The sequence below is a fragment of the Pseudactinotalea suaedae genome, assembly GCF_009733815.1.
GTDB classification, from domain to species: Bacteria; Actinomycetota; Actinomycetes; order Actinomycetales; family Beutenbergiaceae; genus Pseudactinotalea; species Pseudactinotalea suaedae.
Genome location: NZ_WNXY01000006.1, coordinates 128,097 through 150,542 on the forward strand (window position 1 = coordinate 128,097; position 22,446 = coordinate 150,542).

The 22,446-nt window shown below is 71.3% G+C and carries 23 protein-coding genes; 16 read left to right on the forward strand and 7 right to left on the reverse strand.

What is annotated here, in order from left to right; all coding sequences use genetic code 11:
* Positions 1–3 precede the first annotated feature (3 nt).
* From GPA04_RS11435 to GPA04_RS11445, 3 genes are read right to left on the reverse strand one after another with little or no spacing between them, the layout of a single operon-like run.
* Positions 4–747, reverse strand: a complete 744-nt coding sequence (locus tag GPA04_RS11435) for a succinate dehydrogenase/fumarate reductase iron-sulfur subunit (protein WP_156224228.1) — start codon at positions 745–747, stop codon at positions 4–6.
* Positions 744–2,918 (reverse strand): fumarate reductase/succinate dehydrogenase flavoprotein subunit, encoded by a 2,175-nt coding sequence (locus tag GPA04_RS11440; protein ID WP_241680750.1) that lies wholly within the window; start codon positions 2,916–2,918, stop codon positions 744–746. The genes GPA04_RS11435 and GPA04_RS11440 overlap by 4 nt, the downstream gene beginning before the upstream one ends.
* On the reverse strand, positions 2,915–3,610 hold the full coding sequence (locus GPA04_RS11445; protein ID WP_241680751.1) for a succinate dehydrogenase cytochrome b subunit: 696 nt from the start codon (positions 3,608–3,610) through the stop codon (positions 2,915–2,917). Before GPA04_RS11445 ends, GPA04_RS11440 begins: the two co-directional genes overlap by 4 nt.
* Positions 3,611–3,720: 110 nt before the next feature.
* On the opposite strand from GPA04_RS11445, the gene GPA04_RS11450 reads away from it, so the two are divergent.
* The 13 genes from GPA04_RS11450 (at position 3,721) to GPA04_RS11510 (ending at position 17,420) form a co-directional block, all read left to right on the forward strand.
* Complete coding sequence (locus GPA04_RS11450) at positions 3,721–4,824, forward strand: mannose-1-phosphate guanylyltransferase (protein WP_156224229.1); 1,104 nt, start codon at positions 3,721–3,723, stop codon at positions 4,822–4,824.
* A gap of 257 nt (positions 4,825–5,081) precedes the next feature.
* Entirely contained in the window at positions 5,082–6,338 is a 1,257-nt protein-coding gene (locus tag GPA04_RS11455; RefSeq protein ID WP_156224230.1) for an amidohydrolase, read from the forward strand.
* A 140-nt stretch (positions 6,339–6,478) separates the two neighbouring features.
* The gene (locus GPA04_RS11460; protein WP_156224231.1) at positions 6,479–7,576 is read left to right on the forward strand and encodes a BMP family lipoprotein; all 1,098 of its coding nucleotides are present in this window, start codon (positions 6,479–6,481) and stop codon (positions 7,574–7,576) included.
* Between the two features lie 110 nt (positions 7,577–7,686).
* Complete coding sequence (locus GPA04_RS11465; RefSeq protein WP_156224232.1) at positions 7,687–9,309, forward strand: ABC transporter ATP-binding protein; 1,623 nt, start codon at positions 7,687–7,689, stop codon at positions 9,307–9,309.
* On the forward strand, positions 9,306–10,592 hold the full coding sequence (locus tag GPA04_RS11470; RefSeq protein WP_156224233.1) for an ABC transporter permease: 1,287 nt from the start codon (positions 9,306–9,308) through the stop codon (positions 10,590–10,592). The genes GPA04_RS11465 and GPA04_RS11470 overlap by 4 nt, the downstream gene beginning before the upstream one ends.
* Complete coding sequence (locus GPA04_RS11475) at positions 10,589–11,866, forward strand: ABC transporter permease (RefSeq protein WP_241680752.1); 1,278 nt, start codon at positions 10,589–10,591, stop codon at positions 11,864–11,866. The genes GPA04_RS11470 and GPA04_RS11475 overlap by 4 nt, the downstream gene beginning before the upstream one ends.
* Positions 11,866–12,315, forward strand: coding sequence for a cytidine deaminase (locus GPA04_RS11480; RefSeq protein ID WP_156224234.1), 450 nt, complete (start codon positions 11,866–11,868; stop codon positions 12,313–12,315). The genes GPA04_RS11475 and GPA04_RS11480 overlap by 1 nt, the downstream gene beginning before the upstream one ends.
* The gene (locus tag GPA04_RS11485) at positions 12,312–13,619 is read left to right on the forward strand and encodes a thymidine phosphorylase (RefSeq protein ID WP_156224235.1); all 1,308 of its coding nucleotides are present in this window, start codon (positions 12,312–12,314) and stop codon (positions 13,617–13,619) included. Before GPA04_RS11480 ends, GPA04_RS11485 begins: the two co-directional genes overlap by 4 nt.
* Before the next feature lie 88 nt (positions 13,620–13,707).
* Positions 13,708–14,094 (forward strand): YidH family protein, encoded by a 387-nt coding sequence (locus tag GPA04_RS11490; protein ID WP_206674200.1) that lies wholly within the window; start codon positions 13,708–13,710, stop codon positions 14,092–14,094.
* Between the two features lie 10 nt (positions 14,095–14,104).
* Positions 14,105–14,416: a DUF202 domain-containing protein gene (locus tag GPA04_RS11495; RefSeq protein WP_156224236.1), complete on the forward strand. Its 312-nt coding sequence runs from the start codon at positions 14,105–14,107 to the stop codon at positions 14,414–14,416.
* A gap of 1 nt (position 14,417) precedes the next feature.
* Complete coding sequence (locus GPA04_RS11500; protein ID WP_156224237.1) at positions 14,418–15,230, forward strand: hypothetical protein; 813 nt, start codon at positions 14,418–14,420, stop codon at positions 15,228–15,230.
* Between the two features lie 137 nt (positions 15,231–15,367).
* Positions 15,368–16,459: an adenosine deaminase gene (locus GPA04_RS11505; protein WP_436277910.1), complete on the forward strand. Its 1,092-nt coding sequence runs from the start codon at positions 15,368–15,370 to the stop codon at positions 16,457–16,459.
* A 91-nt stretch (positions 16,460–16,550) separates the two neighbouring features.
* Positions 16,551–17,420: an ABC transporter substrate-binding protein gene (locus GPA04_RS11510; RefSeq protein WP_156224239.1), complete on the forward strand. Its 870-nt coding sequence runs from the start codon at positions 16,551–16,553 to the stop codon at positions 17,418–17,420.
* A gap of 28 nt (positions 17,421–17,448) precedes the next feature.
* Here the strand turns inward: GPA04_RS11510 and GPA04_RS11515 are convergent, their stop codons facing one another.
* The gene (locus tag GPA04_RS11515) at positions 17,449–18,096 is read right to left on the reverse strand and encodes a LysE family translocator (protein ID WP_156224240.1); all 648 of its coding nucleotides are present in this window, start codon (positions 18,094–18,096) and stop codon (positions 17,449–17,451) included.
* Between the two features lie 125 nt (positions 18,097–18,221).
* Between GPA04_RS11515 and GPA04_RS11520 the strand changes: the two genes are divergently transcribed.
* Positions 18,222–19,097, forward strand: coding sequence for an amino acid ABC transporter permease (locus GPA04_RS11520; RefSeq protein WP_156224241.1), 876 nt, complete (start codon positions 18,222–18,224; stop codon positions 19,095–19,097).
* A complete protein-coding gene (locus tag GPA04_RS11525) occupies positions 19,094–19,858 on the forward strand; it encodes an amino acid ABC transporter ATP-binding protein (RefSeq protein WP_156224242.1) in 765 nt (254 codons plus the stop codon). The genes GPA04_RS11520 and GPA04_RS11525 overlap by 4 nt, the downstream gene beginning before the upstream one ends.
* A gap of 39 nt (positions 19,859–19,897) precedes the next feature.
* On the opposite strand, the gene GPA04_RS11530 is transcribed toward GPA04_RS11525, so the two are convergent.
* From GPA04_RS11530 to GPA04_RS11540, 3 genes are read right to left on the reverse strand one after another with little or no spacing between them, the layout of a single operon-like run.
* On the reverse strand, positions 19,898–20,248 hold the full coding sequence (locus GPA04_RS11530) for a hypothetical protein (protein WP_156224243.1): 351 nt from the start codon (positions 20,246–20,248) through the stop codon (positions 19,898–19,900).
* Positions 20,249–20,273: 25 nt separating this feature from the next.
* Entirely contained in the window at positions 20,274–21,107 is an 834-nt protein-coding gene (locus GPA04_RS11535; protein WP_206674201.1) for an SRPBCC family protein, read from the reverse strand.
* On the reverse strand, positions 21,104–21,685 hold the full coding sequence (locus GPA04_RS11540) for a winged helix-turn-helix domain-containing protein (protein WP_156224244.1): 582 nt from the start codon (positions 21,683–21,685) through the stop codon (positions 21,104–21,106). Before GPA04_RS11540 ends, GPA04_RS11535 begins: the two co-directional genes overlap by 4 nt.
* Before the next feature lie 92 nt (positions 21,686–21,777).
* On the opposite strand from GPA04_RS11540, the gene GPA04_RS11545 reads away from it, so the two are divergent.
* Positions 21,778–22,440 carry a DUF998 domain-containing protein gene (locus GPA04_RS11545; protein ID WP_156224245.1) on the forward strand — a complete coding sequence of 221 codons (663 nt, stop codon included), beginning with the start codon at positions 21,778–21,780 and terminating at the stop codon, positions 22,438–22,440.
* Positions 22,441–22,446: the final 6 nt, after the last annotated feature.

Consider the following 22,446-nt stretch of genomic DNA (forward strand, 5'->3'; position numbering starts at 1 on the left):
CTCTCAGACCCGGTTCCACAAGGCGTGGCGCATGTCCTTGTTGAGGGTGGCGATGACGTCCTGCGGGATCTCCTTGGGGCAGACGGCGGTGCACTCACCGATGTTGGTGCACCCCCCGAAGCCCTCGAGGTCGTGCTGGTGGACCATGTTGAGCACGCGGGTGTGGCGCTCGGCCTGGCCCTGCGGCAGCTCGGCGAGGTGGGTGATCTTCGCGCCCAGGAACAGCGAGGCCGACCCGTTGGGGCAGGCGGCCACGCAGGCGCCGCAGCTGATGCAGGTGGCGGCGTCGAACGCGCGCTCGGCGTTCTCCTTCGGCACCGGCGTGGCGTGCGCGTCCGGCGCGGCGCCGGTGTTGACCGACACGTAGCCGCCGGCATCGATGATGCGGTCGAAGGCCGAACGGTCCACGGCCAGGTCGCGCAGCACCGGGAAGCCGGAGGCGCGCCACGGCTCGATGGTGACCACGTCGCCGTCGGAGAAGGACCGCATGTGCAGCTGGCAGGTAGTGGTGACCTCGGGCCCGTGAGCGACGCCGTTGATCATCAGCCCGCACATGCCGCAGATGCCCTCGCGGCAGTCGGAGTCGAACGCGACCGGCTCCTCGCCCTCAGCGGTGAGCCGCTCGTTGAGCACGTCGAGCATCTCGAGGAACGACATGTCCTCGGAGACGTCGGTGATCGGATAGGTCACCATCTCGCCCGTGGCGGAGCCGTTCGGCTGACGCCAGATCTTGAGGGTCAAGTTCACTTGTAGCTCCGCTGCTTCATCTCGACGGACTCGTACACGAGGTCCTCCTTGTGAAGGATCGGCTCGCCGGTCTCTCCACCCCATTCCCATGCCGCGACGTAGGCGAAGTTCTCGTCGTCGCGCAACGCCTCGCCGTCGGGGGTCTGGGACTCGGCGCGGAAGTGACCGCCGCAGGACTCACGGCGATGCAACGCGTCGATGCACATCAGCTCACCCAGCTCGAGGAAGTCGGCCACCCGGCCGGCCCGCTCGAGGGCCTGGTTGAGCGAGTCGTTGGTGCCCAGCACGCGCACGTCGCGCCAGAACTCCTCGCGCAGCGCCCGGATCTTCTCGATCGCGGTCCGCAGCCCCTCGGCGCTGCGCTCCATGCCGCAGTACTCCCACATGATGTGGCCGAGCTCCCGGTGGAAGCTGTCCACGGAGCGGGAGCCGTTGACGGACAGGAAGTGGTCGATGCGCTCCTGCACGTTCGCGCGCGCGGCGCGCACCTCCGGGTCGTCGTCGGTGATCTTCGGGAACGGGCCGTCGGCGAGGTAGTCGCGGATCGTGTTCGGCAGCACGAAGTAGCCGTCGGCGAGTCCCTGCATGAGCGCCGAGGCGCCGAGCCGGTTCGCGCCGTGGTCGGAGAAGTTCGCCTCGCCGGCCACGAACAGCCCCGGGATCGAGGACTGCAGGTCGTAGTCGACCCACAGCCCGCCCATCGTGTAGTGCACGGCGGGGTAGATCCGCATCGGCGTGGCGTAGGGGTCCTCGCCCGTGATCCGGGCGTACATGTCGAACAGGTTCCCGTACTTGGCCTCGACGGCGGAGCGCCCCATCCGCTCGATCGCCTCGGCGAAGTCGAGGTACACGCCACGCCGCTGGTCGCCCACCATGGGGCCGACGCCGCGGCCCTCGTCGCACATGTTCTTCGCCTGCCGGGAGGCGATGTCGCGGGGGACGAGGTTCCCGAAGCTCGGGTAGATCCGCTCGAGGTAGTAGTCGCGGTCCTCCTCGGGGATGTCCCGCGGGTCCTTGTCGCAGTCCTCGGCGTTCTTCGGCACCCAGATCCGGCCGTCGTTGCGGAGCGACTCGCTCATCAGCGTCAGCTTGGACTGGTGCTCACCCGAGACCGGGATGCAGGTGGGGTGGATCTGGGTGTAGCAGGGGTTCGCGAAGTGCGCACCCTTGCGGTGCGCGCGCCACGCCGCGGTGACGTTGCAGCCCATCGCGTTCGTCGAGAGGAAGAACACGTTGCCGTAGCCGCCGCTGGCCAGCACGACGGCGTCGGCCAGGTGGGTCTCGATCTCACCCGTGACCATGTCGCGGGTCACGATGCCCCGGGCACGCGGTCCGGAACCGTCGTCGACGACGACTAATTCCAGCATCTCGTGCCGTGCGTGGGTCTTGACGGTGCCCGCTGCGACCTGGCGCTCGAGCGCCTGGTAGGCGCCGATCAGCAGCTGCTGGCCGGTCTGGCCGCGGGCGTAGAAGGTGCGGGAGACCTGCACGCCGCCGAACGACCGGTTGTCGAGGAGGCCGCCGTACTCGCGTGCGAACGGCACACCCTGCGCCACGCACTGGTCGATGATGTTGGCGCTGACCTCGGCGAGCCGGTAGACGTTGGACTCGCGGGCGCGGTAGTCGCCCCCCTTGACCGTGTCGTAGAACAGCCGGTAGATCGAGTCGCCGTCCTCCTTGTAGTTCTTCGCGGCGTTGATACCGCCCTGCGCGGCGATCGAGTGCGCCCGGCGCGGGGAGTCCTGGTAGAAGAACGCGTCGACGTGGTAGCCGGCCTCTCCGAGCGTCGCGGCGGCCGAGGAGCCCGCCAGCCCGGTGCCGACCACGATGACGCTGAGCCGGCGCCGGTTGGCGGGGTTCACGAGCTTGGCGTTGAAGACGCGCTCGGTCCAGCGCCGCTCGACGGGCCCCGCGGGTGCCTTGGTGTCCGCGATCGGGGCGCCGGTCGTGTAGTAGCCCGCCGCGTCGTCGTGATCGGCACGGTCGGCGGCGGGGGTCGAGACGGGTGCCGTGACACCGGCGGCCGCACCCTGCGAGGGGCTCTCGTTGGCCACCTCAGCCGGCGCGAGCTCCTCGGCCTGGCCCACGGGGTCGGACGAGGTGCCCATCGCCGTTCCGTGCGGTGCCTCGTTCTCGTTGGTCGCCATCGGGTCCTTCTCTTGGGGGCTCATGTGGTGACGATGCCGAGAAGCACGCCCAGCGGCACGAGCGCGAACCCGCCGGCGACGACGATCGCGAGCACGAGCCCGACAGCGTGCGCGACGCGGTAACGCCGGCGGTTGTCGGTCAGACCGAGGGTCTGCAGCATGCTGAACGCGCCGTGCCGGATGTGCATCCCCAGCGCGAGCATCGCCAGCAGGTAGATGACGGCGACCCACCACACCTGGAAGCTGCCCACGAGCCGCAGGTAGGGGCTCTCGGGGTCACCGCCGGGGTTGATGGTGTGGGTGGTCAGGTGAAGGATGTGGAAGATCACGAAGGCCAGCAGCGCGACGCCACCCCACCGCATCGTCCGTGAGGAGAGCGTGGCGGTGACGACCTTCTTGACGGCGTAGCGCCGGTCGCGTGCCTTGGCGGCACGGGACCAGAGCGCGAACGCGGCTGCGGCGTGGCCGACGAGCGAGGCGAGCAGCACGACGCGCAGGATCCAGAGCAGGCCACCGTAGGGGAGCATCGGGGTCAACAGCTCGCGCAGGTGGTGCGCGTAGTCGTCGAACGCCTCCTGGCCGCTGAAGGCCCAGAGGTTGCCGTACATGTGCAGCAGCACATAGCCGATGAACACCAGTCCGGTGACCGCCATCAGCAGCTTGAGGGCGATCGTCGTCGCCTGGCCGCTGCGACGTGCTGGAGCGGTAGTGGTCACCACCCCACCGTATCGCCATCCGGACGGTGCTCGTCGCCGCGCATTCTTGCCACATTTACGCCCTGCGCGGGTCGCGTAAATCGCGCCCACCGCACCCCTAGTCTGGGCCGATGGTCGACGCGAGCTCGTTCTATGCCGTGGTTCCTGCTGGTGGCGCCGGTACGCGCCTGTGGCCGCTGTCGCGCGCCGGCAACCCCAAGTTCCTGCTCGACCTCACCGGCGCCGGGCGCACGCTGCTGCAGCAGACGTCGGACCGGCTCGGCCCGCTCGTCGACGGTGTGGTCGTGGTCACAGGCGCGAGGCATGCCGAGGCCGTGGCGGCGCAGCTCCCCGACCTGGGCGAGGCGGGTCTGCTCGTCGAGCCCTCGCCCCGCGACTCGATGGCCGCGATCGGGCTCGCGGCCGCCGTGCTCGCGCACCGGCTCCCCGACGAGGACGTGGTGATCGGCTCGTTCGCCGCCGACCACGTCATCGAGCAGACCGAGGCGTTCTCGACGGCGGTGCGGACCGCCGTCGAGGTGGCTCGCCGTGACCTCGTGGTGACGATCGGGATCGAGGCCGACCACCCCTCGACCGCGTTCGGGTACGTCGAGATGGCGGAGCCGCTCGCCGAGGTCGCCGGCGCCTACGCCGTGCGGGCCTTCATGGAGAAGCCCGACGAGGAGACCGCGGCCGGCTACCTCGCCACGGGCCGGTACCGCTGGAACGGCGGCATGTACGTCGCCCGCGCGCGGGTGCTGCTCGGTCATCTCGCGCGCTACCAGCCGACGATGCACGCCGGGCTGCTGGAGATCGCCGCCGCGTGGGACTCGGGCGCCCGCGCCGAGGTCGTGGACCGGGTGTGGCCGAGCCTGACCCGGATCGCGATCGACCACGCGATCAGCGAGCCGCTCGCAGGAGAGGGGGGCATCGCCGTCGTGCCCGCCGCGCTCGGCTGGAGCGACGTGGGGGACTGGCGCTCGCTGGCCGATCTCACACCAGCCGCCGACGGCGGCGCCCGGGTTCTCGGCGACGCCCACCTCGTGCGTGGGTCCGGTTCCGCAGGAGCGATGGTGGTGCCCGGGTCGGGACGCACGGTCGTGCTGCTGGGGGTGCCGGACGCCGTCGTCGTCGACACGCCTGACGCGCTGCTCGTGAGCACCCGCGAGCGCGCGCAGGAGGTCAAGACGGTCGTCGACGCGCTGACCGCCGAGGGCCGCACCGACCTGCTCTGAGCCGCGCGCGGGTGGCGGTGGGTCAGCGCCCACGGCCGCGCGAGTGGCGGTGGGATAGCGCCCACACCAACGCAGCGGCGGTGGGATAGCGCCCACACGAGCGCCTCCGGTGGGCGCTGAGCCACCGCTCCCGGCGTGCGGTGGGCGCTGAGCCACCGCCACCGGCGACCGCCGGCCGCTCGCGCACCGCTGGTCTCGCACGTGGACGGCGGGGCCGGGATGACCGGGGGGTGCCGGGCCGCCGATACCCTGGCGCGGTGCCTGCCCTGGATGACACCGACCTCGCCACGCTGATCGCCGAACGTGCCGCTGCGCTCGAGCCGGAGCTGATCGAGATCCGGCGCGACATCCACCAGCACCCCGAGGGTGCGCGGATGGAGCACCGCACCACCGAGGTGGTGGCGGCGCGGCTCGAGCGTTCCGGCCTGGAGCCCAGGCGCCTGGAGGGCACCGGGCTGATCTGCGACCTCGCGCCCACCGGCGTCGACCACATCGCGGCGCGGACGAAGCGGCGGGTGATCCTGCGAGCCGACCTGGACGCGCTGCCGCTGACCGAGACCAGCGGGCTCTCGTTCGCCTCGACCAACGGCTACAGCCACGCCTGCGGCCACGACGTGCACACCGCCGTGGTGCTCGGCGCCGGGCTGGTGCTGGCCGACCTCGTGCGCGAGGGGAAGATCGACGTCTCGGTCCGGCTGCTCTTCCAGCCCGCCGAGGAGGTCCAGCCGGGCGGGGCCAACGACGCCATCGCCGCCGGTGTGCTCGAGGGCTACGACGAGGTCTACGCGCTGCACTGCGACCCGAAGATCGACGTGGGCAGCATCGGCTCGCGCATCGGCCCGATCACCTCGGCCTCCGACACCGTCACCGTGACCATCGCCGGCGACGGCGGGCACACCTCGCGCCCGCACCTGGCCGGTGACGTCGTCTTCGCCCTCGGGCAGGTGATCACCCAGGCGCCGTCCGTGCTCGGGCGCCGGATCGACCCCCGCGCAGGCGTGAACCTCACGTGGGGAGCGGTCGAGGCGGGCAAGGCCGCCAACGCGATCCCCTCGCGAGGGATGGTCACCGGGACGCTGCGCTGCCTCGACGAGAACGCCTGGCAGCAGGCCGAGGAGCTGCTGGAGGAGGTGATCGCGCAGATCGTCGCCCCCTACGGCGTCGACATCGAGGTCGAGATCACCCGCGGCGTGCCGCCGGTCGTCAACGACGAGCCGAACGTCGCGCGCCTGGACGACGCCGCGCGCCGGCTGTTCGGCCCGCAGTCGGTGGTGCTCACCGAGCAGTCCCTCGGTGGTGAGGACTTCGGCTGGTACCTGCAGCACGTCGACGGCGCGATGGCGCGGCTGGGTGTGCGTACCCCCGGGGGCCGCAGCTATGACCTGCACCAGTCCGACTTCGTCGTCGACGAGCGCGCGATCCGGTACGGCGTCGGCCTGCTCAGCGGGATCGCCGCTCTCGCCGGACCGACCGGGAGCGCGAGCGCCGGACCCGCCCAGATACCAGTTGGGTAACAAACCATGCGCCGTCTCACGATGTAACACGACCGTGACCTGAGCGGGGTTATCGTCGCGCAACGCCGTTCGGACTCATCGTCCCGGCACGGGGGCCCTGGCACCACCATGCCAGGGCGCGACCACGACAGGAGAAGTACGTGAAGAAGTCCATCCTTGGTGCGGCGACACTGGCCGTCGCCGCCCTCACCCTGGCCGCGTGCGGCCAGGCGCCGAGCGACGACCCCACGACCGATGGTGGCGATGGTGGTGACACCGGCGCCAGCGAGGTCAAGGCGTGCCTCGTCTCCGACGCGGGCGGGTTCGACGACCAGTCCTTCAACCAGGCGGGCTTCGAGGGCTTGCAGCGCGCCGAGGCGGAGCTGGGTGTTGAGATCAACCAGATCGAGTCGGCCTCCGACGCCGACTTCGCCCCGAACATCGACGCGATGATCCAGGAGGGCTGCACGTTCGTCATCGGCGCCGGCTTCCTCCTGGAGGACGCGATCCAGTCCGCGGCCGAGGCAAACCCCGAGGTCAACTTCGGCCTGGTCGACTCCGGCTTCTCCGACCCGGACTTCAACCCGGTCGAGCTGGACAACGCCAAGCCGCTGCTGTTCAACACCGCTGAGGCTGCGTTCCTCGGTGGCTACGTCGCCGCCTCGATGAGCGAGACCGGCACGATCGCCACCTACGGCGGCATCCCGATCCCGTCGGTGCAGATCTTCATGGACGGCTACTCCGACGGCGTCGATCAGTACAACGAGGACACCGGCTCCGACGTGACCCTGCTCGGCTGGGACAAGGAAGCCCAGACGGGTGACTTCACCGGTGACTTCGACAACCAGTCGAACGGTCAGAACCTGACCACCACGTTCCTCGCGCAGGGCGCCGACATCATCCTCCCGGTCGCCGGCCCGGTCGGCCTCGGCACCGGTGCGGCCCTCGAGGCCAACGGTTCCGGCGCGATGATCTGGGTCGACTCGGACGGCTACCTCACCACCGACTACGGCTCGCTGATCATCACCTCGGTCATGAAGGAGATCGGCGCCTCGGTCTTCGACTCCATCGAGGAGCAGGTGGGCGGCAGCTTCTCCAACGAGCCGTACGTCGGCACGCTGGAGAACGGCGGCGTGAGCCTGGCCGAGTTCCACGACTTCGAGGGCCAGGTCTCGCAGGAGGTCGTCGACCGCATCGCCGAGCTGGAGGAGCAGATCATCTCCGGCGAGCTCGTGATCGAGTCGCCGAACGCTCCGTGACCGCGCACTGATCGGATCGAGACCGGGGTGGCCGTACGCGGTCACCCCGGTCTCGGCTGCCCAGTAGTGTCCGTGGTCACGACCGACGTGGGTGGTGGGAGGGAGCAGCGGTGAAGCTCGAACTGCGTGGGATCACGAAGAAGTTCGGTGATTTCGTCGCCAACGACTCGATCGACATGGTGGTCGAACCCGGAGAGATCCACGCGATCCTCGGCGAGAACGGTGCCGGCAAGAGCACGTTGATGAACGTGCTCTACGGGCTGTACACCCCCGACGGCGGTGAGATCGTCCTCGACGAGCAACCCGTGACGTTCTCCGGGCCGGGTGAGGCGATGGCTGCCGGGATCGGCATGGTGCACCAGCACTTCATGCTCGTGCCGGTCTTCACCGTCGCCGAGAACATCGTGCTCGGCCAGGAACGGTTGCGCGGGCCGGGCCTGCTCGACCTCGACGCCGCCCGCTCGCTGGTGCGCGAGACCGCCGCCTCGCTCGGCTTCGACCTCGACCCCGACGCCCGGATCGAGGACCTCTCGGTCGGCGCCCAGCAGCGCGTCGAGATCGTCAAGGCCCTCTCGCGGCAGGCTGAGGTGCTCATCCTCGACGAGCCGACGGCGGTGCTCACCCCGCAGGAGACGGACGAGCTGATCCAGATCATGGGTCGGCTCAAGGATGCAGGCACCTCGATCATCTTCATCACGCACAAGCTCCGCGAGGTCCGCGCGGTCGCCGACGCGATCACGATCATCCGGCTCGGCAAGGTCGTCGGGTCGGCGGACCCGAGCGCGACCGAGACCGAGCTGGCCTCGCTGATGGTGGGTCGCTCGGTCAACCTCGGCGTCGACAAGCAGCCGGCGCAGCCGAGCGGCACCGCCCTGTCGGTCCGCGGGCTGACGGTGCTGGATCCGAACGGCGTCGAGGTGGTCAAGGACGTCAGCCTCGACGTGCGGCGCGGTGAGATCGTCGCGCTGGCAGGTGTGCAGGGGAACGGGCAGACCGAGCTGACAGAGGCGATCCTCGGCGTCGGCCCCTCCCATGCCGGCGTGATCGAGCTCGACGGCACGGACATCTCGCGGCTCGGGGTGCGCGCCCGGCTCGACAGCGGTCTCGGCTTCGTGCCCGAGGACCGGACGACCTCCGGCATCGTCGCCGACCTGTCGATCACGGAGAACCTCGTGCTCGACCTGGTCGGCACCAGCCCGTACTCCTCGTTCGGGTCGCTCAACGTCAACTTCCTGCGCGAGAACGCGCGACACCGCGTCGAGGAGTTCGACGTGCGGACCACCTCGATCGACCGCCCCGTCGGGACCCTGTCGGGCGGCAACCAGCAGAAGGTCGTGCTGGCGCGCGAGCTGTCCCGCGACCTGACGCTGCTGGTCGCCTCGCAGCCGACCCGTGGCCTCGACGTCGGATCGATCGAGTTCGTGCACAAGCGGATCGTCGCCGAGCGCGACCGCGGCGCGGGCGTGCTGATCGTCTCGACCGAGCTCGACGAGGTGCTCGCGCTCGCGGACCGGATCGCCGTCATGTGCGGTGGCCTCCTCGTCGGGGTCGTCGACGGCGGTGAGGACCGTGACGTGCTCGGGCTGATGATGGCCGGGGTGCCGGTGCACGAGGCCCGTGCCCAGGCGGCCGACCACCACACGGTGCTCGGCGAGGCCGATCTCGACGTCGACCCGGCGACCGCGGTCGAACCGGTGCCGCACCCGGTCCAGGACCAGGAGGAGGGGCGATGACCCAGGACGAGGGCTCACGGCGACCGGACGCCGTCGAGGACGCCCCGACGGCCGACAGGCCGACGGGCGAGGTCGGGGCACCCGACCAGCAGCCGCCCTCGACGTCGAACGCGTTGCGCGAGGCGCTCCAGTCGATGATGTCGTCGTCGGTGCTGGTCACGGTCGGCGCGGTGGTGCTCGCGCTCGTGATCGGCTCGGTGCTGATCCTCGTGGGTGACACGGCCGTCCAGTCGACGCTGGGGTACCTGTTCCAGCGGCCGGGCGACTTCTTCCGCGAGGCCGGGCGCGCGATCAGCGACTCCTACGTCGCGCTGTTCCAGGGCGCGATCTACGACTCGGAGGCGACCACCGCGGAGCGGCGGGTCCGGCCCCTGACCGAGACGCTCACGATCGCGGTGCCGCTGATCTTCGCCGGGCTGGGCATCGGGCTGACGTTCCGCGTCGGCCTGTTCAACATCGGTGGTCAGAGCCAGCTGGTGCTCGGCGCGATCCTGGGTGCGTGGGTCGGCTTCGCGCTCGACATGCCCCCGGTCGTGCACATCGTGGTGGTGCTGTTCGCGGCCGCGCTCGGTGGTGCGATCGCCGGTGCGATCCCCGGTGTGCTCAAGGCCCGTTTCGGTGCGCACGAGGTGATCACGACGATCATGCTCAACAACACCTCGCGGTACTTCCTGCTGTGGGTGCTGGGCACCGGAGCGTTCCTCAGCGCCACCCCGCAGGTCTCGCCCGGGCTGGCCGAGACCGCACGGCTGCCGCTGCTGCTCGGGGGTAGCTTCCGGCTGCACCTCGGCTTCGTCCTCGTGCTGCTGACGGCCTTCGCCGTGTGGTGGCTGATGGAGCGCTCGGTGCTCGGCTTCCAGATGCGCGCGGTCGGCGTCAACCCCGAGGCCGCCCGGACCGCGGGCATGAGCGTCCGCAAGATCACGGTGCTCGCGATGGCGCTGGCCGGGACGCTGTGCGGTCTCGCCGGTGCCATGCAGGTCGCCGGCACCGAGGGCCGGCTGACCGGCTCGGTCTACGGCTCGATCGGGTTCGACGCGATCACGGTGGCGCTGCTGGGACGCAGCCGCCCGCTCGGCACCGTGCTGGCGGGCATCCTGTTCGGGGCGCTGGCTGCCGGCGGTCGCATCATGTCCTCGCGCGCCGGCACCGAGGCCGAGCTCGTGACCGTGCTGCAGGCCGTGATCGTGCTGCTGATCGCGGCTCCGCCCCTGGTGCGGTCGGTGTTCCGGCTGCCCGCCCCGGGCGGTCCGCGCACCCGCGCGAAGGAGGTGGCCGCGTGAGCGCCGACACCTCGACCGCGGTCACCACGCCCACGGCGGTCGCACCGGGGTTCAACCGAGCCCTCGTCGGATACGCCGTCATCGCGGCCGCCGCGCTCGCACTCGCGCTCACGGTGCCGTCCGGGATCTCGAAGATCCAGCTGACCACCGGTCCCGAGGCGATCAAGATCCCGTTGCTCGAGCTCCCGGCGGCGCTCGCGGTCGGGGTGCCGGTGATCGCGGCCGCGGTGGTCGCGATCGCGGCGCTCGTCCAGCAGCTCCGCACCAAGGCCTCGGCGCCTCGATGGATGGCCATCGTGGCGGGGAGCCTGCTGCTGCTGGGATTCCTGGCCCACCTCGTGGCGGGCAAGGACGGTGTGCTGCCGCTGACCTCGCTGCTCACCAGCACGCTGTTCCTCGCGACCCCGCTGATCTTCGGCGCCCTGGGCGGCGTGGTGTGCGAACGGGTCGGCATCGTCAACATCGCGATCGAGGGCCAGCTGCTCGCGGGCGCGTTCGCGGGCGCCGTGGTGGCCTCGATCGCCTCGCAGAACCCCTATGTCGGGCTGATCGCGGCGCCGGTCGCCGGCGTGGGCGTCGGTGCGCTGCTGGCGTGGTTCTCGATCCGGTACCGGGTCGACCAGGTGATCACCGGCGTCGTGCTCAACGTCCTCGTGCTCGGCCTGACCACCTTCTTCTTCAAGGGCCTGCTCTCCGACCTCGAGGGTCTCAACGACCGCGCCCGGCTGCCGGTGCTGCCCATCCCGCTGCTGTCCGAGCTGCCGGTGATCGGGCCGGTGCTGTTCCGCCAGAACCTGCTGGTCTACCTGCTGTACGCGATCGTGATCGCCCTGCAGATCTACCTGTTCCGGTCCCGGTGGGGGCTCCGGGTCCGCGCGGTCGGCGAGCATCCGAAGGCGGCCGACACCGTCGGCATCGACGTCAACCGCACCCGGTGGCGCAACACCCTGCTCGGGTCGGCGATCGCGGGTCTGGGCGGTGCGTTCTTCACCATCGGGCAGGGGTTGGCGTTCGGTATCGACATCACGGCCGGTTCCGGCTTCATCGCGCTCGCAGCGCTGATCCTGGGGCGCTGGACACCGACCGGTGCGGTGGCCGCAGCGCTGTTCTTCGGCTTCGCCAACGCGCTCAGCCAGTCGTTGCGCTCCTACGGCGTCAGCCTGGACTCCAACATCCCGCTGATGATCCCGTACATCGTCACGCTCTTCGCGGTGGCAGGCTTCGGCGGCCGGGTCCGACCGCCCGCGGCCGAGGGCGTCCCCTACGTCAAGTGATGCCCGGTGCGGACCGAGCGAGGCAGGATGGCACCGTGAGCGCTGAGCAGATCGACTGGACCTCGCTGCGGGAGGCCGCGCGGGAGGTGATGACCCGCGCCTACGCGCCCTACTCCCGCTACCCGGTGGGAGCCGCGGCGCTGACCGACTCCGGTGAGACCATCGTCGGCTGCAACGTCGAGAACGCCGCCTACGGCGTGACGCTGTGCGCGGAGTGCTCGCTGGTGTCCGCCCTGATCACGGGCGGCGGCGGCCGGCTGGTCGCCTTCACCTGCTGCGACAGCCGCGGCATGCGGCTGATGCCGTGCGGCCGCTGCCGGCAGCTGCTCTGGGAGCACGGCGGACCCGAGCTGCTCGTCGACACGGTGAGCGGGATCAAGCCGATGACCGAGGTGCTCCCGGACGCCTTCGGGCAGACCGAGCTCCAGGAAGGGACGAGGCCGGCATGAGCAGCCACAGCACCGCAGAACTCTTCGACGCCGTCGACATCATCGCCACCAAGCGTGACCGCGGCGTGCTCAGCGACGCCCAGATCGACTGGGTCATCGACGCGTACACGCGCGGCGTGGTGGCCGAGGAGCAGATGTCGGCGCTGGCGATGGCGATCCTCCTCAACGGCATGAGCCGCCCGGAGATCGCCCGCTGGACCCACGCGATGATCGCGACCGGGGAGCGGATGGACTTCTCCTCGCTCTCCCAGCCCACCTCGGACAAGCACTCCACCGGCGGCGTCGGCGACAAGATCACGCTGCCGCTCGCCCCGCTGGTCGCGACGTTCGGGGTGGCGGTGCCGCAGCTCTCCGGCCGCGGGCTGGGCCACACCGGCGGCACCCTCGACAAGCTCGAGGCGATCCCCGGCTGGCGCGCAGCGCTGAGCAACGCCGAGATGCTCGCCCAGCTCGACGACGTCGGGGCCGTGATCTGCCAGGCGGGCTCGGGACTGGCTCCCGCCGACCGCAAGCTCTACGCGTTGCGCGACGTCACCGGGACCGTGGAGTCGATCCCGTTGATCGCGAGCTCGATCATGAGCAAGAAGATCGCCGAGGGGACCGGCGCGCTGGTCCTCGACGTCAAGGTCGGCTCCGGTGCGTTCATGAAGGAGCTCGACGACGCCCGCGAGCTGGCCCGGACGATGGTCGACCTCGGTACCGACGCCGGTGTGCGGACGGTCGCGCTGATCACCGACATGTCGACGCCGCTCGGGCTGACCGCAGGCAACGCGCTCGAGGTCCGCGAGTCGGTCGAGGTGCTCGCCGGCGGCGGCCCGCCCGACGTCGTCGAGCTCACGATCGCGCTCGCGCGGGAGATGCTCGCCGCGGCGGGCAAGCCCGACGTCGACGTCGCCGCCGCGCTCGCCGACGGCCGCGCCATGGACACCTGGAACCGCATGATCGCCGCCCAGGGCGGCGACCCCCACGCCCCGCTCCCGACGGCGCAGCACACCGACCAGGTCCTCGCACCCGCCGACGGGGTGCTCGCCCGGCTGGACGCGCTCGCGGTCGGGGTGGCTGCCTGGCGCCTGGGCGCCGGGCGCGCACGCCGCGAGGACCCGGTGCAGGCCGGCGCCGGTGTCGAGATGCACGCCAAGCCGGGGGCGGTCGTCCGCGCCGGGGAGCCGCTGATGACGCTGCACACCGACACCCCGGAGCGGTTCGACCGCGCCCGGGACGCCCTCACCGACGCGGTGACGATCGTGCCCGACGGCGACCGGGCAGCGGTGGGCCCGATCGTGATGGAGCGGGTGAGCGCATGATCGGCTCGAGATCGGTCGGCGACGGCGAGATCGGACGGTGCGACGTGCGAGCCCGCCGTCGGCGTGCGATCTCGACGAGGGTGGCGGAGTGAGCGAGGAGAACGAGCCGATTCGCAAGCCCGTGGGCGTGTACGGCGTGGGCGACGAGCCGGACCCGCGGTTCTCGCTGGCCAACGAGCGCACCGCGCTCGCGTGGTTGCGGACCGGGCTGGCGCTGGTCGGCGGCGGCGTGGCGCTGACGACGCTCGGCACGTTCGCCGACGCGGGCGCGTTCCTCGACGTGATCGCCGCGCTCGCGTGCCTGTCCGGGGGAGCGCTCGCGGTCGGCGCCCTGGTCTCGTGGCGGCGCGCCGAGCGGGCGCTGCGGCTCAAGCAACCCCTGCCGCCGCCGAGCGCGCTGCCGATCCTGGTCACCGGGGTCGCGATCATCGGTGTGGCGATGGCGGTCTACGCGGTGGTCGAGGCGTTCCGCTGACATGCGCGGCGTGCACTCGGACCTCGATGCGGACGGCGGCGCCCAGCCGCAGCGCACGATGCTGGCCTGGAACCGCACCCTGCTGGCGGCGGTGCTCGGGTGCGCCACGGTCGCGTTCGCGGCCCAGCGACAGCAGATGGTGGTCACCGCGGCGGTCGCGGCCTGCGCCGCGATCGCGGTGCTGGTCCTGGTGCTGCGCGACATGCCCGCCTGGCACGAGGGCGGCAGCGCCCACTACCGGCTGATGCGGCACGTCGCGGGTGCCGTCGTGCTGCTGGCGGGACTGGGTGTGGTCATCGCCGTGCGGGGGATCCTGGGCTGACATGGGCGCACCCTTCGCACTGAACGCCTCGTTGAGCCGGTTCTTCAGCTCGAGGTGGACGGACCTCGCCGCGTCCCGGCTCCACGGCGAGGCCCGGCGTGACCTCGAACGGCGCGGCCACCGGCTCGAGCCGCCGGCGCTGGGCGTGTTCGGCCGGGGGACCGGACCGGTGCGCGTCGGCGGCGTCACCGTGGCGCAGCCCGACGGCGTGACCTGCGCCGCGACCGGTCTGCTGCTGCTGAACGCGGCGTGCGACCCGACCCTGGCGGCCTGGCTGGAGAGCGGTGACCGGCTCCCGGTGGTACCGCCCGAGCTCGCCGCGCTCAGCACCTCCGAGCTGGCCGAGCCCGATCCCGCGCGCCGGGTCGCGCTGGCTGCCGCCGCCGTCCACGACCGCGCCACCCGCGCCACGATAGGTCCGTTCCGGTGGCCGCGCCGGTACGGCACCCCGCCGTGGGGAGTGGCGCGCGAGGCCCGGGTGCCGGGCGTGCGGTACCGGCACCGCGCCGTCGACGACCGCGACGAGCGTGTCATGGACGAGGTCCTCGACATGCTCGTGTCCGCGACGAGCAGGGGCGTCCCGGTGCCGATCTACTCGGGCGGCGACTGGAGCGGCGGGTGGCAGACCGCGATGCCGCGGCACCTCGTGCTGGCGCTGCCGACCACCCGGCCGGACCAGCTGCGCATCTACGAGCCCGGGCGCGGTCGCATCGAGACCATCGCGCCGCACGAGCTCCGCGCACGGACCACGCCGCACCGCGCGCTCGGTGACTGGACCCACCTCGCCTGGACGCTGATCCCGGTGGTGCGCTGACGTCTCAGGCTGCTCCCGCACGAAGCCGCAACGCCGCACCGACCGCCGCCCGTCTTACGTTATACGCGTGGTGGATCCGTCACCGCTGAACGTATGACGCAAGGGGAGAAGTGGGCGGCTACGCTCCTCGGGTGACGCTGACAGCCGACGAGATCCGCACGTTGCCCAAGGTCGTGCTCCACGACCACCTCGACGGCGGCCTCCGCCCCGCCACGATCATCGAGCTCGCCGCCGAGATCGGCCACGAGCTGCCGACGACCGACCCGGCCGCGCTCGGCCAGTGGTTCGTCGACGCGTGCAGCTCCGGCTCGCTCGTGCGGTACCTGGAGACCTTCGCCCACACGTGCGCGGTCATGCAGACCGCCGAGGGGCTGCGCCGCGTGGCGCGGGAGTCGGTCGTCGACCTGGCCGCCGACGGCGTGGTCTACGCCGAGCAGCGGTACGCCCCCGAGCAGCACCTCGAGCGGGGGCTGACGCTGCAGCAGGTGGTGGACGCCGTCGAGCAGGGGTTCGCCGAGGGCGTGGCCGAGGCGGCCGAGAACGGCCGCACGATCCGCGTCGGGACGCTGCTCTCGGCGATGCGGCAGAACGACCGCAGCGACGAGATCGCCCAGCTGACGATCGAGAACTACGGAGCGGGGGTTGTTGGATTTGATATCGCCGGCCCCGAGGACGGCTTCCCGCCCACCCTGCACTCGCGCGCCTTCACGACGCTGCGCAAGAACCACGTGCCGGTCACGATCCACGCCGGTGAGGACGCGGGCTTCTTCTCGATCGACCAGGCCGTCATCGACTGCTACGCGCTGCGCATCGGCCACGGGGTCCACATCGTCTCCGACGTCACCCTCCCGGAGGGCGCCGAGGACGACCTGGAGGCCGCCGAGCTCGGCGTGACCGCGACCTGGGTGCGCGACCGCCAGATCCCGCTCGAGGTGTGCCCCACCTCGAACATCCAGACCGGCACCTCGCCGTCGATCGCGGCGCACCCGATCACCGTGCTGCGCGACCTGGGTTTCGCCGTCACGATCAACACCGACAACCGGCTGATGTCCGGTACGTCGATGAGTCGGGAGATGTCACTGCTGGTCGAGGAGGCCGGCTGGGACGTGGCCGATCTTGAGCGCGCCACGCTCACCGCGGCGTGGAACGGCTTCGCGCACCACGACGTGATGGAGGACATCATCACGAACCAGATCCTTCCCGGGTACGCCGCGTTCACCGAGGCCTGATCTCGGCAGCCGAGCCTCGCTGCCGCGGCGCCGGGAATGACTTCGGCGCCGCCTACGCTGAACAGCGGGGAACGACCGAGAGGACCCATCGTTGCGACTCGCCACGCGCGCTCTGACCGGGGCGGCGGCACTGCTGCTGCTCGCCGCCTGCTCCACCGGCGGCGACGGCTCGCCGACCGACACCACCACGTCCGGATCGTCCGACGGCGGAGCCGCCTCGTGCGAGCCGGGCGCCCTGGAGACGTTGACCGACGGCACCCTGACCGTCGGCACGAGCGTCCCCTACGAGCCCTGGTACGTGGGGGAGGACCCGAGCAGCGGTGAGGGCTTCGAGTCCGCGCTCGTGTACGCGGTCGCCGAGGAGCTCGGGTACGCCGCCGAGGACGTGGTGTGGGAGCAGGTGACGTTCGAGCAGATCGTCGCGCCCGCCGCCAAGCCGTTCGACCTCGCCGCCTACCAGACCTCGATCACGCCCGAGCGCGAGCAGGCGGTCGACTTCTCCAGCCCCTACCTGACCACCCGGCAGGGTGTGGTGGTGCAGGGTGAGGGCGAGCTCGCCGGCGCCACCACGATCGCCGAGCTCGAGGGCGCCAGGGTCGGTGTCACCGCCTCCCAGACCTCCCTCAGCATCGCCGAGGCCGCGTGGGGCGACGCCGTCGAGCTCGTCCCCTACGACGACGCCGGGCTCGCGATGCAGGCGCTCAGCAACGACCAGGTGCAGGCCGTGGTCATGGACGTGGACCAGGCCGTCGCCGCCAGCACCATCTACTTCCCGGGCACCGCGGTCATCGGGACCCTGCCCGACGGCGGTGTGGTCGAGCAGCTCGGCTTCGTCCTCGACCTCGACTCGCCGCTGACCGACTGCGTCTCGGCCGCCGTCGACGCCCTTGAGGAGAACGGCACCCTCGCCGACCTCCGCACCGAGTGGCTCGGGTCCGACGACATCCCCGAGCTGGGCTGACAGGCCGGCCCGAGGGCCGCGCCCGACCTCAGGTGGCCGGACGTTGCAGCGCGACGCGTCCCGCGAGACCGATCATCGCGAGTCCGCCGCCGGCCTGGAGCGCAGCCAGTCGCCGCGGCCGCCCCTGGAACCACGACCGCAGCCCGGTCGCGGCCCACACCCAGATGCTCTCGATAAGCAGCTGGGTCAGCGCTCCGGCCAGGCCGATGACGGCGAGCTGGACCTGCACCGATCCGAGTGCGGGGTCGACGAACTGCGGCAGCACGGCGGCGAGCGTCACCAGGCTCTTCGGGTTGCTGACGCCGACGAGCAGCCCTTCCCGCAGCGGGTGGGTACGCCGCGCACCGGTGCCGCTCGGCCCGTCCGGTCCGGGCCGCGCACTGCGCCGGGCCGCCAGCAGCGCCCGGACGCCGAGCAGCAGCAGGTAGCACGCGCCGAGCCACTTGACGACGGTGAACAGCGTCGCCGAGGCGGCGAGCACGGCACCCAGCCCAGCCACGGCGCACGTCACGAGCACCAGCCCGCCGAGGAAGTTGCCGAGCACGATCCGCATCGCCGGTGCCCGGCCGGTGGTGACCGCGCGGCCGGTCGACAGCACGATCGAGGGTCCGGGCACCGCGGACAGCAGTGCCGAGAACAGCAGGAAGCTCACGAGCAGCGTCACGTCGACGACCATCACTCCATGGAACCTCATCGGCCGCCGATGCGCACGTCCAGGCGGCGGTGCGACCCGCCCGCGCCCCCGCACGAACGGGCTCGCGGCCATGCGGCAGCCCGCTGCGCGTGCGGCACACTGTGCGGGTGACGCACGGTGACCAGGGCGGGTGGACGCCGTCGCCCGTCGCCCGCGAGCGCGCGGCCTTCCGCGCGGGCCGCCGTCGCCGGTCGTTCCTGCTCGCCCTCGGCTCGACGCTCGTCCTCGTGGTGGCGGCTGTCCTGGTGGTGGTCACGTCTCCGGGCTGGGAGCGGACCCGGAGCTCCTTCTTCGACCTCGACGTCGCGACCGAGGTGCTGCCCGGGCTGCTCGAGGGGCTGTGGCTGAACGTCCGGGTGTGGGTGATCACGGTGGTGGTCGCCCTCCTGCTGGGGCTGGGGCTGGCCATCCTCCGCACCAGCGCCTCGCCCGTGCTGTTCCCGCTGCGCGCGCTGGCGGCGGCGTACGTCGACGTCTTCCGCGGCCTGCCGCTGCTGCTCGTGCTGCTGCTGGTCGGGTTCGGGCTGCCCTCGCTGCGGCTGTCGTGGCTGCCGATCGACGCCGTGTACCTGGGCACGGGTGCGATCGTGCTCACCTACACCGCGTACACGGCCGAGATCTTCCGCTCCGGCATCGGTGCCGTGCACCCGGCGCAGCTGACCGCGGCGCGGGCGCTCGGGCTGACCCGGTGGCAGACGACCCGGCGGGTGGTGGTGCCGCAGGCGGTCCGGAACACCACCCCCGCGCTGCTCAACACGGTGGTCTCGCTGCAGAAGGACTCCGGGCTGATCTCGATCCTCGGCGCCGTGGACGCGATCCGGGCCGCGCAGATCGAGGTGACCGGCGCCTACAACTTCACCCCGTACGTGGTCGCGGGCGTGTTGTTCCTGCTGATCTCGATCCCGCTCACCCGCGCGGTCGACGCCTACAGCGAGCGACGCGGCTGGGGCGCGACCCGGCCGGCTGCAGGAGTGGCGCGATGACGCACCGGGTGAGCGACGCCGTCGAGATCCCCGACCCGAACGCCGTGCTGAGCGTGCGAGGGCTGCGGCTGCGCTACGGCGACCGTGTGGTGCTCGATCGCCTCGATCTGGACGTCCGCGAGCACGAGTGCGTGGTGCTGCTCGGTGCCTCCGGGTCCGGGAAGTCGACGCTGCTCCGTGCGATCGACCTGCTGGAGGACGTCGAGGACGGCGTCATCGCGCTCCGTGGCGTCGACGTGACCGATCCCCGCGTCGACGCCGACGCCGTGCGGGCACGGCTCGGCCTGGTGTTCCAGGCCTTCAACCTCTTCGGGCACCTCACCGTGCTGGACAACCTCACGCTCGCGCCGCGTCTGGTGCACGGGCAGGATCGCCGCACCGCCGAGCAGGCAGCGCTCGCGATGCTGGAGCGGGTCGGGCTCGCCGGACGCGAGGCCTCCTATCCCGAGCAGCTCTCCGGCGGCCAGCAGCAGCGGGCAGCGATCGCACGTGCCCTGGTGACCTCGCCGGACCTGCTGCTGCTCGACGAGGTCACCTCGGCCCTGGATCCCGCCCTGGTGGGGGAGGTGCTCGACCTGCTCGCCGACGTCCGCGCGTCCGGGACCACGATGCTGGTGGCCACCCACGAGCTCGGCTTCGCGCGGCGCGTCGCCGACCGGGTCTGCTTCCTCCACGAGGGTCGGGTCTGGGAGGAGGGGCCGCCGTCGATCATCGAGAGCCCGACGACGGCGGAGCTCGCCGCGTTCCTCGGCTCGCCCTGATCGGGGGTCACCAGTCAGCCGGAGACGCGTGGCGTCCGGTCAGTGCTCCGATGCGAGCGCGGCGGTGACGAGCTCGGCGAGGTCCTCGTGCGGCACCGGTCGGTCACGGCGCAGCTGGATGGAGATCTTGCCGCCGGTGAGGTCGGGGTGCTTGGCCCTGAACTGCTCGATCGGGGCCGGGTCGCGGGTGGAGAGCGAGATGCCACCCTTCCACCTCGCGACCGTCACCGGTCGATTCCCGCGCTTGAAGGTGGGCAGCTTGTACGAGAACACGATCTGCTCGACCAGACCGGTGGCGAGGATCGTGGTCTCGATCGCGTGGTAGAGGTCCCGGTCGGTGGCGTCGAGATCATCGATCCACGCGTCGACCTCGGGCGGGCGGTTCGTCATGTCTGCTCCTCGGTGTCGGTCCTGGTCACGAGGACTGACCGGCAGGGACCCAGATCGGCTGCCAGCTCGCCAGCTCGTGGAAGCGCCGCAGCTCCGCGAGGCCGCTGAGGGCACCGAGCCAGGCCGCGTACGGTGGCTGGTCGGTGTCGAAGCCACTCTGGGTCATCACGATGCGGGTCTTGCCTCCCGAGCCTTCCAGCTCCCAGGAGGCGACGCCCATGGGCCCGTAGTCCACCGACAGGCGCTGATCCTCCACCAGCTCGGTGATGGTGCCGTAGCCGTACCGACCGCCGACCTCGGGCGTGATCACGGTGGGGAACCCGAACCAGGCCGTGACCATCTCCGCCTCGACGAGCGAGGAGAACACGGCCGATGGTGCAGCATCGATGGTCGTCTCGGCACCCAGCTGGGGCGAGGTGAGATCGGTGAGCGCGAGCCCTTGCCGCTCTTCGAGGAGGTCGACCAGGTTCGCGAGCGTCGCCGCCCAGAACGTCTGCAGCAGGCCGAGCGAGCCGGCCGCCATCGGATCGGCGCCGGTCTGACGAAGCGTGATCAGGGTGCCGTCAGCGACTCGCTCGAGCGTGATGTCGACCTCGGTGGCGACATCGTCGAGCATCCACGTGTACCGCAGCCGATCCGATGTCGCTTCGACCAGCGTCTGGGCCGGCGCAGCGCCGCCGGGGGTGTAGCGCCCCCAGAACCGGTAGTGGTCCGGCAGGGAGACCTCGGCATGCTCGGCGAGCCACACGCTCATCTCATCGGGGTCGGTCAGCGCGTGCATGGCCCGGCCGGGGTCGGTGCCTGCGCGCACGCGCAGGACCAGCGGCTCGGCGGTTCCAGGTTCGATCGGCGTGCTCATCGGTTGCCCTGCTTCTCTTCTGATGGGCGCGGCTCTGATGTGCTGCCCGGGTAGCAGGCGACGACGAGCGTGAACGCCTCGCCCTCGGCTCCTCCGTATCGCGTGAACAGCGCTCGCAACGTTTCGTTCACGTCATGGAGAAAGGCTGCGCGGTGCTCGGGCGAGACGCGGATCTCGCCGTGCACACCGATCGACGGGAGCCCTTCGGGGCGGGGCTGCAGACGCGCGACGTCGTGCTGGATCTGCTCGGTGAGATCCAGCAGCCGAGCGAGGTTCGCGTCGTCGGTCGAGGCGCTCGGCCCACCGGTCAGGTCGGGCGAGAGCCAGACCTTCCGTGCCACGGCCTGGTAGGTGGCCTCGACGAGGTTGCGCACCCGCCGCGACGCCACCTGCTCGATCGCGCCGGCGGCCTCCAGCTGCTTGACGTGGTAGTACACGCGCTGGGCGCTCTGCCCGAGACGGTCCGCGACCTCCGCCACCGTGCGGGGTTCCCAGAGCTCGCGCAGGACGGTGAGGCGAGCCGGCTTCAGGACGGCTTCCGCCTGCTCCAGCGTGTCGACGTACAGGACTTCTTTCACAGCAGTTCCTCCGCGCTCACCCATTGACAAAAAAGATTCTTGCGTACAGCATCCCTTTTGTCAACAGCATCACCGTCGAGAGGAAGCGCATCATGTCCACCACTGTCTCCACCCGTGTGCAAGCGGGCTCCGCCACGACGAAGCGCCTGCTGGTGCTCGGCGCGACGACCGGACCGCTGTTCGTCATCGCTGTCGTCGTGCAAGCAGCGACGCGGCCCGGTTTCGACCCCCGCACCCACGCCCTGAGCATGCTGAGCCTGGGCCATGGCGGATGGGTCCAGACCCTGACCTTCGTGCTGTGCGGCGCCTTGGCCGTGTGCGGGGCTGTCGGCCTGCGCGCTGCACTGACAGCAGGGCCCGGCCGGCGCTGGGGGCCGCTGCTCATCGCGATCTTCGGCTTCGGACTGATCTGGGGTGGGGTCTTTCCCACCGATCCCGCCCTCGGCTTCCCGGCCGATGCGCCCGCCCTCGCTGCTCCGTCCTGGCACGGGATCTTGCACAACCTGTCGCCGACCCTGACCGGTCTCGCGCTGATCGCGGCGTGCGTGGTCTTCGCCCGCCGCTACGCCGAGCAGCGGGCGTTCGGCCGCATGACGCTGGCGCTCGTCATGCCTGTCGTGTACCTGGTCGTGGGGTTCGCGGCGTTCCCCCTCGGTGACCTGCGCTGGCTCCTCGCCGGCGGCGCGGTGCTCTGGATCTGGCCCTCCGTCGTCCTGATGAGCGAGTACCGGAGGATCACGCAGGCCCCGGAGTGAGGTGCG

Excerpts from the sequence above, each read along its gene's own strand:
- GPA04_RS11535 (WP_206674201.1), bottom strand. The coding sequence starts at position 21,107 with ATGAGCACGCCGATCGAACCTGGAACCGCCGAGCCGCTGGTCCTGCGC.
- GPA04_RS11515 (WP_156224240.1), bottom strand. The coding sequence starts at position 18,096 with ATGGTCGTCGACGTGACGCTGCTCGTGAGCTTCCTGCTGTTCTCGGCA.
- GPA04_RS11545 (WP_156224245.1), top strand. The coding sequence starts at position 21,778 with ATGTCCACCACTGTCTCCACCCGTGTGCAAGCGGGCTCCGCCACGACG.
- GPA04_RS11440 (WP_241680750.1), bottom strand. The coding sequence starts at position 2,918 with ATGAGCCCCCAAGAGAAGGACCCGATGGCGACCAACGAGAACGAGGCA.
- GPA04_RS11470 (WP_156224233.1), top strand. The coding sequence starts at position 9,306 with ATGACCCAGGACGAGGGCTCACGGCGACCGGACGCCGTCGAGGACGCC.
- GPA04_RS11530 (WP_156224243.1), bottom strand. The coding sequence starts at position 20,248 with ATGACGAACCGCCCGCCCGAGGTCGACGCGTGGATCGATGATCTCGAC.
- GPA04_RS11485 (WP_156224235.1), top strand. The coding sequence starts at position 12,312 with ATGAGCAGCCACAGCACCGCAGAACTCTTCGACGCCGTCGACATCATC.
- GPA04_RS11500 (WP_156224237.1), top strand. The coding sequence starts at position 14,418 with ATGGGCGCACCCTTCGCACTGAACGCCTCGTTGAGCCGGTTCTTCAGC.
- GPA04_RS11480 (WP_156224234.1), top strand. The coding sequence starts at position 11,866 with ATGCCCGGTGCGGACCGAGCGAGGCAGGATGGCACCGTGAGCGCTGAG.
- GPA04_RS11450 (WP_156224229.1), top strand. The coding sequence starts at position 3,721 with ATGGTCGACGCGAGCTCGTTCTATGCCGTGGTTCCTGCTGGTGGCGCC.
- GPA04_RS11525 (WP_156224242.1), top strand. The coding sequence starts at position 19,094 with ATGACGCACCGGGTGAGCGACGCCGTCGAGATCCCCGACCCGAACGCC.